Here is a 10,476-nt window from a genome sequence, read left to right as displayed (position 1 = left end):
AGATCAAAATTGCTTTAGGTATTTTTACAACCGCTTGCACAGTAAATATTCTTGCAGCTTTTATATCAATAATAAAAGGGTTATTCCCTGTATTAAGAGAAAAATAATACTCCTATTTAGTTTGACAACCAACAGGCTTTTTTATTGCCAATTTTATAACCGTATTCTCCTAAGGTTGCCTTCAAATGAGATTTTTTCACCAAAATATGAATAGTAGTATTTTTAAAAGTAAGATTTTGTTATATCATACTCACAACTTATCAAGTTTTATTTATTAATAAAGCTTGTTTAAACAATAAAACTTATTGATAAATAAGAGTATTTTTAGAACAATATTTGGGAAACACCGTGAATAGTCATCAAAATCCAGCATATTTTGCTGAAACTGTACTTAACAGCTTTTGGAATAATATTATTCCTGTTGATCCTATTGCTATAGCAAAGTGTTTCGGAATTAACGTTGTTTACGATAATTTGCCTGGCGATGCATCAGGAGCATTGGTAAAAACTAAAGATATGGATTATCCGATAATTTTAGTAGATCAATCTGATCCTGATGTTCGTAAACGTTTTACCATCGCTCACGAAATTGGACACTATATCTATAATACATTTATTCTTGGACTAAAGAACTATGAAAAAATTGATTATAGAAATAGCAAATCAAGCGGTGGAACAGATACTGAAGAAATTTTTGCCAATAAATTCGCAGCAGCTCTATTAATGCCTGAAAGCTATTTAAAAACGTTAGACCTATCAAATCGTAGTATAGTAATTGAACAGTCGGCTGCTCTTAGAGTGTCTGCTGAAGCATTAAACTATCGCTTAGATTCCTTAAAAGGTTATTAGTTAGATGTCCCGACCTCCATTTGAAGAATTTATTCATCAAGTTTCAGAAGAAAAGAAACGAGAACAAGAAAAAGATATCATCAAAGAAAAAGCGGAAAAAAGTGCTAAAGATGAAGAAAGTTGGGCTAAAACCGACGAAGAAGAACAACGCTCAAAGAAACTCGACAACGATGATAAAGAAAATGATATTACCTTAAAATCACATTATGCTTACTTGTTAATCGGTGTAATGATTATCCAACTTTTTGTAATGAATGGGGTTTTCATAGGTGTTGGTGCCGGCGAACTAAAATATGATAACTATGTTCTTCATCTCTACATAACAGGAACCTTACTTGAGCTATTCGGCTTAGTACTTGTGATAACTAAATATCTCTTCAAAAATAAATAATTTGACAACCACCGCCCTTTGATTTAGGATATGTCCACTTTCAGCAAAATCTGAAAGTCGGGATCGCAGTCCTGAATATACGAGGTGGTGAGTAATGGCTACCTAAATGGTGGCTTTTTTTATAGCCGAAAATCAGCAAATCTACCTTTTTCACAAATTTGTGAAAAAGTCGTCAATGGTGAGCTGAATGAGGAGACCGAAAGGTCTGCCGTTTTCTCGTATAGCGGTACTGCGAACCTTGTTCAGTTCACCACCAGTTATTCGCAGTAGCTCGTGGTGAGTTCTAAAAACTTAATACGAGAAACTAAAAATGACAAATTCAAATTTAATTCCAGTCTTCAACGGTTTAATTGCAAATCAACCTGTACAACTCTGTAATGCTCGTGAACTACACGCATTTGTAGAAAGTAAACGTCAATATGGCGATTGGATAAAAGATCGCATAACCGACTACGGTTTCGTTCAAGATGAAGACTACATCATCGTAACCCAACGTACCAACGGCAGACCCCGCAAGGAATATCACATCACCCTTGATATGGGCAAAGAACTCGCAATGGTGGAACGCAACGAAAAAGGGCGAATGGTGCGTAAATACTTCATCGAATGCGAACGCAGGGCGAAAGAACTAACAAAACAACAACAACCCTTACCCCTTGCTGAAGTGGACGCAGACGAAGAAGCCATCCGCATTATCGCTAACCTGTACCACTCACTTAATGGTGCGTATGAAATGGGCGAAAAAATACGCAAGGAATACCCACATCTTGGCAGAGATATAGATAAATTTATTGGTGGGCATTATCTCTATAACCTTAATATGCCAACCGAAAACGCTTTAACCAAAGCGAGAAAATATGTTCAAGCCAAAAGCGAACGCATTATGTTCATCAAAGGAATGTTAAGCCTGCTTGACGAACAACCACAACCAAAGCGATTAAACAACTTCTAATCTAATTTAACTCACCGCCTTACCTTACTTTTTAGTGAGGCGGTTTATTGCACCCTAAATTCAGTAAATTGTTCAAATAAGGAGCAAAAAATGAAATTCACACTAGAGCCGATTTACCTTATTACCGCATTAATCATCGCCTTTGTTTTAGGCATTAGTTGCCAACCACAACCGGTCAACGCATTGGATAAAGACACCGATTATTACGACCACACGCTCAACCTTGAAACTACCTTAAGCGAGGAACAGCAACAATGGCAACAATGGGCAAAAGAAGAATGGAAAAAGGAACACGGCAATTTACAAACACCGCTAACAGCAGAACACGAAGCGGAAATTAGAGAACGATTAGCTAAGGGGGTGAGATGATGGATATTTTTGAACAGCTTAATCAACAAGCGAAACAGCTTAACCGCCAACGGCTTGAAATATTATTCCATCAACTCACGTTAGCTTTGCATCAGTATAAAACGGATCCACAGTGGAATAACTACTTTACTGAGCTTTTAGCTCATTACGAATATAACGACATTGTCAACGCAATACACCACTTACCAATTGATGAACAAGAGCGAGAGGGATTGTTACATCTACTAGAGATTAATCAATTCCACCTCGTGCAAGAAAACGAAATCGCAGACCACAGAACCTTTAACCAATTCAAATAAGAGGATAATAATATGGCACTTAAAATCATTTCATCAAAACAATCTATCGAAGTAAAAAACATCACTATCTGTATCTATGCTCCCCCAGCTTATGGAAAAACATCAACCGCATTTACAGCAAAAAATCCACTGCTGCTAGACTTCGATAATGGAGCATATCGTTCTCAATTCCGTAAAGATACGGTACAGATTGAATCTTGGCAAGATATTACAGGCTTAACAGAAGAGGATTTAAAGCCTTACGATACCATTATTATTGATACCGTAGGTCGTGCGTTAGATATGATTACGGTTGATATTCTAAGAAGTAATCAAAAAGGAACAACTAGAAATGGTGGAACTGAATTAAGTCAACAAGGCTATGGCACACTTAAAAATAGGTTTATTTCGTGGTTAAAACTTCTCCGCTCTTTCGGTAAAGATGTCGTTTTACTTTCACATATGACTGAGGAAAGAAAAAATGATGAGTTTGTAGAACGTTTGGATATTCAAGGCGGAGCGAAAAACGAAGTTTATAAAGTGGCAGATTTAATGGGAAGATTAGTCTTAAATGGCAATCAAAAAATTCTCGATTTTAACCCTAGCTCAACAGGCTTTGGTAAGAACCCAATAGGCTTACCTGTGATTGCTGTACCTAACTTTAAAGTTGAGCCTTTGTTCTTAGCGAATATTATCGAGCAAGTGAAAGCAGAATTAAATAAACAATCTGATGAAGCTATCAAGGAACAACAAGAACTTGATGAGGTGCACGCTAAATTCAGCGTTTTGTTAAATCCTGAAGAGTTTAACGAAATGATAGATCCAGATATGCCAACTTTACATAAGCAGCTATTAATGGATTATGCGAAAAAACAAGGAATTACTTTCAATAAAGAAAGCAAACAATTTGAAAAGGTCGCCGCATGATAAGAATCTCCGCAACAACATTAGAAGCCTACCGAAGATGGCTTGATAACGAAGATGCAACCATAGAAGATATGGTTGCTTATCTTGATAGAAAAATAGAACCTACTAAAGCAATGATGGCTGGCACTGCTTTTCATAAACTGCTTGAAACAAAACAAGGCGATCTCACAGTAGAAACAGTTGATGGTTTTACTTTTGATTTTAGTGAAATTGATAGTGATGTTTATATTCCAAAAATCAAAGAGTTTAAATTCACGGTTATGAGAAGAATTCTTGATGAAGATGTGACATTTGTTGGTGTTGTTGATGCGATGGATAGCAACACTGTTTTCGATCACAAGCTAACCTCATCAATAGATGTCGAAAAGAATTATGAGCCATCAATGCAATGGCGAGCGTATCTATCTTGGCTTAATTTAGATCATTTTACTTACAATCTTTTTAGACAGTATAACCCTGCTGCTACTCCTGATACCTTTTTAATTAAAGAAGCTGTTACCGTATCATTTCACAGGTATGAGGGTATGGATGAAGATATTGATAATATGGCAAAAAGTTTAATAATTTTTATTAAGGAGTACGCTCCACACCTAATTAATAGGGGGTAAATAATGGCAGGCATAAACAAAGCCATCATCATCGGCAATTTAGGGCAAGCTCCCGAAATCCGCACAATGCAAAACGGCGATCTAATTGCAACAATCAGCGTGGCAACCTCAGAAAGCTGGACTGATAAGCAAACAGGCGAACGGCGAGAACTCACCGAATGGCACAGAATTGTACTTTATCGGCGGTTAGCGGAAATTGCGGAGCAATACCTTAAAAAAGGCTCAAAAGTGTATGTTGAAGGGCGTATCAGAACCCGAAAATGGCAAGACAAAAATGGGCAAGAACGCTACATCACCGAAATTCAAGGCGACAGCTTGCAGATGTTAGATAGCCGTCAAGAGGGGCAAAACGCACAGGCTAACGCACCGACACAACCAGCACAAGCCAACAAGCCGAATGCTTACGCACAAGCAAAAAACGGCACTTACACCCCACCGCCACCAGCAGATTTTGATGATGAGACGCCTTTTTGACTCGTCTAACTTAAACAAAGTTAAACAATATCTAGACAATTTTAAACGATTGATTTTATTAATCATCAATAAAATCAATAAGATAGTGATTGTCTAAGTTAAACAAATACCATTTTAGTTAAACAACGGTTAAACAATTTTAGACAAACGCCCTCAAATGAGGGCTTTTTTACGAGGAAAAAATGAACACAGACCTACTCAACGAACGGGCCAAAACGCATGGCGACTTTATCAGCGGTGCAGAAACCTTTTATCACCTGATGAAACCGATTATTGAAAGCCAGCTTTTTGAACGCAACAAAGTCAAAGCCTATGCCGCCACAATGATTGCTGCCAAACTCACCCGAATTTGCAACGGTGATGAAACCTTCCCCGACCACTGGGACGACATTATCGGCTACGCTCAATTAGCCACCGGTAAGCAATTTGAACCACAGCAAGTGGTAAGTGTGCCGGTTGTGGATTATATAGAAAAGCCTAACCCAAACAGTTAGGCTTTTCCGAACAGTTGAGGAGTTATGAATGGGCTTGTTTAAGTAACAAAATTGCTTGTTCTAATATCTTTCCTTTTGAAATACCAAGCTCAACAGCAAGCCTATCTATTTCATCTGAAACAGATTGTGGAATTTTAAAAGACTTCGTTACAATGCCCCGCTTTGCCTCGCTACGAGCATTTATTTCGGTTCTTGACAATGCCATAATTATTCCCTATGATTTGAAGAACTGGGGGACTGGTACTCCCCCAGTAAGTTATCAGATTAATAAACTGGCAAAGACCAGAGTAATAAAACGATAACTAGGATAATACGGATTAACATATTATTATCCTCTTCGTTATCGTGAGGATTAAGCCTCACACTCACTTTCAAGCTATCCCTTGAAAGTGAGATTATTATAATGTATGTTTACATACAAGACAAGTAATATTTTAAGAAAGCCTGCAATGTTTATTGTGGGCTTTTTATTTGACACCGCCCAAACTTCGGATTAAGATAACCGCACTTACAAACATCTAGCGGAAATCCGCACCCGATAGCATAGCGGTTTTTTTATGCCTGAAATTTAAATCTACAGATCTGTAGATTTAAAAGCATTAAAAGTACAGATTTATACTTTTCCAAAGATCGGGGCGAGAGAACGATATACAATACATCTGAATAAGTTCCGCCGTCTAGATGCGGTAAGTTGAACCCCGATCACCCTACTTAAGTGTTCGGATAAATTAACTTAAAAACATCTAGGGGCATAAAAATGTCAAATTTAGCAATTCTTAATACTTCAGTTCGTACATACAAAAACCTTTATTCTTTAAACGACCTGCATAAAGCAAGTGGTTCGGAAAATAAGCATCAACCAGCTTTATTTATTCGTCTAGATACTACCAAAAATCTAATAGCAGAAATCGAAAGAGAAACACCCAACACAAAAGCGGTGAAAACTTTACGAGGTACACAAGGCGGAACATATGCTTGCAAAGAGCTAGTTATCGCTTACGCTGCTTGGATAAGCCCAGCTTTTCATTTAGTTGTATTACGAGCTTTCTTAAACCAAATTGAAAGTAAACCACAACAGATTGCGTTACCAGAACCAGAAAAAACAATCACCCTAAACTGGACGGAAAACGAACTTAAACGATTAGCCTCATTTTGGTGTGCCGCCTTTGAAATGCACCAAATGCTAAAACACATTGAACCAGGATTACGTACGATTGGTTCAAGTTTTGCCTCAACCGTTTATACTCAAGTTAGCGAATATCAATCTACACTTGACCTTATTCACGCACGACTTCAAGTAGATATTGATCCTTTGCAATATACAGACCCACAGAACGCACATTGGCAATATTGCTTAAACACAATCAATAACTACAAGCCGAGAGCGAAACTAATACCAGTTCGTAAATACAACTTCTAACTTAACCAACCGCCTTACCTTACTTTTTAGTGAGGCGGTTTATTGCACCCTAAATTCAGTAAATTGATTAAAGTTTAGTCATTGATTTGACAAAATTATCAAATCAAAAGGTGAAATTATGTTCAGAATTTTAATGATTATCGGCTTATTGTGGTGTGCGTATGAACTCGATTTAGGTTCAGACTGCGACGGGCATTATTGTGGAACAACTACGGATTTAATCACAAAAAACTAGAAGAAAAGAAAATGTTTTGGTTTAAAAATGCAATGATTTACCGCTTAACAAAAGCGATCGACTTCAGCAATCTATCGGCTCAGCTTGGCACTTGCGAATTTACGCCTTGCGGTAGTAGTGAGGCAAGTAAATTTGGCTGGATTGCACCACTTAGCACGAGCGAACAACTCTGCTTTGAGGCTAACGGACAAATTTTACTTGTCGCCCAGCGAGAAGAAAAAATCTTGCCAAATTATGTGATAACCAAAGAACTTGAAAGCCGAGTAAAAGCACTAGAAGAAAAAGAAAAACGCAAGCTAAAAAAAGTAGAACGGTTATCTATTAAAGATGATGTGGTTGCCTCTCTTTTGCCTCAAGCCTTTACCCGTAGCACCTACACCGCACTTTGGATTGATACACAAAACCAGTTGATTTATGTAGACGCAGGCTCAGCAAAACGGGCAGAAGATGTGTTAGCGTTACTACGTAAATCCCTAGGCTCATTGCCAGTTATCCCACTCGCCTTTGCAAACGAGCCATCACTCGTGATGACAGGCTGGATAAGCAACGCCCCCGATTGGCTGAGCGTGCTTGAAGAAGCTGAATTAGTTGGCTTTATTGAAGGTGGCGTAGCTAAATTTAAACAGCAAGATTTAGGTAGCGATGAAATAATCGAGTTACTCAAAGCAGGAAAAGTGGTAACGAAAATCGATTTAGATTGGGAAAACAATTTAAGTTTCGTGCTTTGCGAAGATGGCACACTCAAACGCCTTAAATTTGCTGATGAAATCAAAGAGAAAAATGATGACATTGCCAAAGAAGATATTGCTCAACGCTTTGACGCGGATTTTTTATTAATGACGGCAACCCTTTCAGAATTAACTAAGAGATTGCTCAATGAATTTGGCGGAGAAAAGGAAAGCGTATGAAGATTATAAAACGATTAGCTGAACGGGTGCTTAGAGATGATTTTATTTACCTCGAAAGAAAAGTTGCAGAAAAAGTTAGTGAATTAAGTAAAGAATATCAGGAAATAATTGAAGAGCGATAAAACTATTGTTGGCTTGAAAACAGTTATCGAAAATCAAAAAGCAGATATTCTTGAATTAAAAAAGCGAGTACAAAAACGACCGCACTTTAATAAACATAAAAGAGGTAAAAGATGAACACACAGAACATTAACAAGGAAACAAATGAATTGTATTCAGAAATGTTATATTAGGGAGTAAATTATGGATAGATATAACAAAGTAAAAATTCACGAAGAAATGAATAAAGTTGCTAAGCAATTAGGAGATAATCCATTTATCGCGAAACAACTTATTTCATATGAAAATAATACCATAATTGTATTCTTTGAAGATGAGGACAATGAAGATGAAACCATTTGATTTATATAAAGCCCTAGCAGGTGATCCTGTTAAATTGAGAAATGGAAAAAAAGCACTTGTAGTAAATAAAGTCCCTACTTATATTGATGCAAATAATCCTTTAATAGGATATGTAGTAAATAAAGAACATGACAAAATTGAACCAATTACTTGGACATCAGAGGGGAGTTTTCATTCTCAATCAATTATTGATGCTTTTGACATCATAGGTATGTGGGAAGATCCAAGAATTATAAATGGGATTGAAGTTCCTCGAGCCGTAACCTTAGATACAGTAGAAAACGCTCAGCTATATTATTTTATTAGTCTTATTTCAAAAGAATTAGTATCTCAAATGGGTGTAGATACTTTTAACGAGCATTGCCGAGAGGCGATTAAACGAGGGTTAGTTTTTAAAACAAAAGAAGATGCTCAAAAAATGGCGAAAGCCCTATTAAACTATAAAGAGGGTAAGAAAATTGAGTGGTTTAATGCAAATGAAAAACAACCTGAACTTGATTCTAAAATTTTATACTATTCTATAGAAAATGGGATAGGTATTGGCATAGTTAAAGAAATTAACTATGACTTTATCGATAACGACGACAAACCGTACAAATTACTTCTCATCTATGATGTAAACGATGAGACAGAATTTATTACTTCTGCTGAATATTGGATACCAGTACCTCAGCCACCACAAGCCTAACCTAACCAGTTAGGCTTTTTTTTGGAATAAATTATGCAAAAACTGGTGTATTTGATGAAAATGGTAAAATTAAAAAAGGGAAAGATTACTTCAAGCCTGATTTGGAGAAGTTTATTTAATAATAGATTTTCATTTATAGCCGCTTTTTAGCGGCTTTTTTATGGTAACAATATGGAAGCATTAAGCATTAAACAGGTAGCCAATATTCTAAACTTATCATATAGAACTGTTTTTAATCACCGACATAAATGGGGCTTTTATAAAATGGAAGGATCTCGTTTGTGGAGAATGGATAAAACAGATCTTGATTTGTTAAAAAAACAATCTAATAATAGCAGAGGGCTTGCTCTGTCTGTCGGAGAGGAAAAATTATGCCGATCAGAAAAAGAGGAAACGTCTATTACATTGACATCTACACCCCTAGTGGTGAGAGAGTTAGACGAACTATTAAAACAACTGTAAAAAAAGAAGCTCAACAATACCACGATCAACTAAAATCACAATTGTGGAAAATTGATAAGCTAGACCAAAAACCTGAATATCTCTTTGAAAACGCATTAGTTCTTTTTCTAAAAGACGCGGAAGGAAAAGAAGATACTGCCACTAAAAAACGACACGCAATTTATTATCGAAATATCTTTGCTGGTCGAAAACTTAGTTCTTTAACAAGTGATGAAATACTTGATGCAATCCCTGAAAATCATATGACGAAAGGAACCCCGCTAACAAATTCTACAAAAAATAAATATAGAACATCTATAATGCGTATATTAAAGTTGGCATATCAGTCAGGGTACATTGATAAAATGCCGTATATCCCGAAGAAAAAAGAACCACCTATTAGAGTTCGCTGGATCACCAAAGAACAAGCTAAACAACTTATTGATAAAATCAGCACAGATTGGATGAAGACGATTTGTTCTTTTGCCTTATTAACTGGGGCAAGACGAACTGAAATACTATCTATGACTTGGGATAAAATAGATTTCACTCGTAAAGTGGCGATTGTTTCTAATGATATCGCAAAATCCGAAAAAGCCAGATCGCTATTGCTTAATGATGATGCGATTAAATTGTTACAAAAACAGAAAGGGAAAAATCCAAAATACGTTTTTGTTGGAGATAAAGGACAACCACTAAAAGACATCAATAGAAAAACATTTAACAAAGCAACTGAAAAATGTTTCTTGATTGATTTCCATTTTCACGATTTAAGGCATACTTGGGCAAGTTGGCACGTCCAATCAGGTACTCCATTATTTACCTTAAAGGAATTAGGTGGCTGGGAAACATTGGAAATGGTAAAAAAATATGCACACCTTAATGCCGATCACTTACTCTCACACGCTAACTCAGTAAAATTCTAGTCACAAATTAGTCACAACGTTTTTTTGATATATAGAAATAGGCATATAGGACAA

The 10,476-nt window shown here is 36.5% G+C and carries 16 protein-coding genes; 15 read left to right on the top strand and 1 reads right to left on the bottom strand.

The window, feature by feature from the left end:
• Nucleotides 1-348: 348 nt before the first annotated feature.
• From P375_RS10985 to P375_RS10945, 9 genes are all read left to right on the top strand, one after another.
• A complete protein-coding gene (locus P375_RS10985; RefSeq protein WP_039137007.1) occupies nt 349-849 on the top strand; it encodes an ImmA/IrrE family metallo-endopeptidase in 501 nt (166 codons plus the stop codon).
• 4 nt (nt 850-853) lie between these two features.
• Nucleotides 854-1,240, top strand: a complete 387-nt coding sequence (locus P375_RS10980) for a hypothetical protein (RefSeq protein ID WP_052121837.1) — start codon at nt 854-856, stop codon at nt 1,238-1,240.
• 310 nt (nt 1,241-1,550) lie between these two features.
• Nucleotides 1,551-2,192 (top strand): antA/AntB antirepressor family protein, encoded by a 642-nt coding sequence (locus P375_RS12845; protein ID WP_245176462.1) that lies wholly within the window; start codon nt 1,551-1,553, stop codon nt 2,190-2,192.
• 90 nt (nt 2,193-2,282) lie between these two features.
• Nucleotides 2,283-2,561 carry a hypothetical protein gene (locus tag P375_RS10970; RefSeq protein ID WP_052121836.1) on the top strand — a complete coding sequence of 93 codons (279 nt, stop codon included), beginning with the start codon at nt 2,283-2,285 and terminating at the stop codon, nt 2,559-2,561.
• Nucleotides 2,558-2,860, top strand: a complete 303-nt coding sequence (locus tag P375_RS10965) for a hypothetical protein (RefSeq protein ID WP_039137005.1) — start codon at nt 2,558-2,560, stop codon at nt 2,858-2,860. Before P375_RS10970 ends, P375_RS10965 begins: the two co-directional genes overlap by 4 nt.
• Nucleotides 2,861-2,872: 12 nt before the next feature.
• Nucleotides 2,873-3,766: an ATP-binding protein gene (locus tag P375_RS10960; RefSeq protein ID WP_039137003.1), complete on the top strand. Its 894-nt coding sequence runs from the start codon at nt 2,873-2,875 to the stop codon at nt 3,764-3,766.
• On the top strand, nt 3,763-4,374 hold the full coding sequence (locus P375_RS10955) for a hypothetical protein (protein ID WP_039137001.1): 612 nt from the start codon (nt 3,763-3,765) through the stop codon (nt 4,372-4,374). Before P375_RS10960 ends, P375_RS10955 begins: the two co-directional genes overlap by 4 nt.
• Nucleotides 4,375-4,377: 3 nt before the next feature.
• Entirely contained in the window at nt 4,378-4,848 is a 471-nt protein-coding gene (gene ssb, locus P375_RS10950; RefSeq protein ID WP_039136999.1) for a single-stranded DNA-binding protein, read from the top strand.
• Between the two features lie 182 nt (nt 4,849-5,030).
• On the top strand, nt 5,031-5,342 hold the full coding sequence (locus P375_RS10945) for a hypothetical protein (RefSeq protein ID WP_039136997.1): 312 nt from the start codon (nt 5,031-5,033) through the stop codon (nt 5,340-5,342).
• A gap of 22 nt (nt 5,343-5,364) precedes the next feature.
• Here the strand turns inward: P375_RS10945 and P375_RS10940 are convergent, their stop codons facing one another.
• Nucleotides 5,365-5,547: a ribbon-helix-helix protein, CopG family gene (locus tag P375_RS10940; protein ID WP_035688065.1), complete on the bottom strand. Its 183-nt coding sequence runs from the start codon at nt 5,545-5,547 to the stop codon at nt 5,365-5,367.
• Nucleotides 5,548-6,099: 552 nt separating this feature from the next.
• On the opposite strand from P375_RS10940, the gene P375_RS10935 reads away from it, so the two are divergent.
• The 6 genes from P375_RS10935 (at nt 6,100) to P375_RS10920 (ending at nt 10,422) form a co-directional block, all read left to right on the top strand.
• A complete protein-coding gene (locus P375_RS10935) occupies nt 6,100-6,762 on the top strand; it encodes a KilA-N domain-containing protein (RefSeq protein WP_039136992.1) in 663 nt (220 codons plus the stop codon).
• A 246-nt stretch (nt 6,763-7,008) separates the two neighbouring features.
• Nucleotides 7,009-7,905, top strand: a complete 897-nt coding sequence (gene rdgC / locus P375_RS10930) for a recombination-associated protein RdgC (protein WP_039136990.1) — start codon at nt 7,009-7,011, stop codon at nt 7,903-7,905.
• The gene (locus P375_RS12890; protein WP_280643143.1) at nt 7,902-8,027 is read left to right on the top strand and encodes a hypothetical protein; all 126 of its coding nucleotides are present in this window, start codon (nt 7,902-7,904) and stop codon (nt 8,025-8,027) included. Before rdgC ends, P375_RS12890 begins: the two co-directional genes overlap by 4 nt.
• Nucleotides 8,028-8,208: 181 nt before the next feature.
• Entirely contained in the window at nt 8,209-8,367 is a 159-nt protein-coding gene (locus P375_RS12465) for a hypothetical protein (RefSeq protein WP_156106931.1), read from the top strand.
• Complete coding sequence (locus P375_RS12025) at nt 8,354-9,055, top strand: hypothetical protein (protein WP_052119465.1); 702 nt, start codon at nt 8,354-8,356, stop codon at nt 9,053-9,055. Before P375_RS12465 ends, P375_RS12025 begins: the two co-directional genes overlap by 14 nt.
• Before the next feature lie 371 nt (nt 9,056-9,426).
• Nucleotides 9,427-10,422 carry a tyrosine-type recombinase/integrase gene (locus P375_RS10920; RefSeq protein ID WP_039136989.1) on the top strand — a complete coding sequence of 332 codons (996 nt, stop codon included), beginning with the start codon at nt 9,427-9,429 and terminating at the stop codon, nt 10,420-10,422.
• Nucleotides 10,423-10,476: the final 54 nt, after the last annotated feature.

This window comes from Gallibacterium genomosp. 2 (genome assembly GCF_000771895.1).
Taxonomy (GTDB): domain Bacteria; phylum Pseudomonadota; class Gammaproteobacteria; order Enterobacterales; family Pasteurellaceae; genus Gallibacterium.
Note: the sequence above shows the minus strand (reverse complement) of the source record. Positions and strands in the feature narration are given on the sequence as shown.

Bases quoted from the DNA above. Each gene is read 5' to 3' on its own strand.
- P375_RS10980 (WP_052121837.1), top strand. From the start codon at position 854: ATGTCCCGACCTCCATTTGAAGAATTTATTCATCAAGTTTCAGAAGAA.
- P375_RS12845 (WP_245176462.1), top strand. From the start codon at position 1,551: ATGACAAATTCAAATTTAATTCCAGTCTTCAACGGTTTAATTGCAAAT.
- P375_RS10970 (WP_052121836.1), top strand. From the start codon at position 2,283: ATGAAATTCACACTAGAGCCGATTTACCTTATTACCGCATTAATCATC.
- P375_RS10965 (WP_039137005.1), top strand. From the start codon at position 2,558: ATGATGGATATTTTTGAACAGCTTAATCAACAAGCGAAACAGCTTAAC.
- P375_RS10960 (WP_039137003.1), top strand. From the start codon at position 2,873: ATGGCACTTAAAATCATTTCATCAAAACAATCTATCGAAGTAAAAAAC.
- P375_RS10955 (WP_039137001.1), top strand. From the start codon at position 3,763: ATGATAAGAATCTCCGCAACAACATTAGAAGCCTACCGAAGATGGCTT.
- ssb (WP_039136999.1), top strand. From the start codon at position 4,378: ATGGCAGGCATAAACAAAGCCATCATCATCGGCAATTTAGGGCAAGCT.
- P375_RS10945 (WP_039136997.1), top strand. From the start codon at position 5,031: ATGAACACAGACCTACTCAACGAACGGGCCAAAACGCATGGCGACTTT.
- P375_RS10940 (WP_035688065.1), bottom strand. From the start codon at position 5,547: ATGGCATTGTCAAGAACCGAAATAAATGCTCGTAGCGAGGCAAAGCGG.
- P375_RS10935 (WP_039136992.1), top strand. From the start codon at position 6,100: ATGTCAAATTTAGCAATTCTTAATACTTCAGTTCGTACATACAAAAAC.
- rdgC (WP_039136990.1), top strand. From the start codon at position 7,009: ATGTTTTGGTTTAAAAATGCAATGATTTACCGCTTAACAAAAGCGATC.
- P375_RS12890 (WP_280643143.1), top strand. From the start codon at position 7,902: ATGAAGATTATAAAACGATTAGCTGAACGGGTGCTTAGAGATGATTTT.
- P375_RS12465 (WP_156106931.1), top strand. From the start codon at position 8,209: ATGGATAGATATAACAAAGTAAAAATTCACGAAGAAATGAATAAAGTT.
- P375_RS12025 (WP_052119465.1), top strand. From the start codon at position 8,354: ATGAAACCATTTGATTTATATAAAGCCCTAGCAGGTGATCCTGTTAAA.
- P375_RS10920 (WP_039136989.1), top strand. From the start codon at position 9,427: ATGCCGATCAGAAAAAGAGGAAACGTCTATTACATTGACATCTACACC.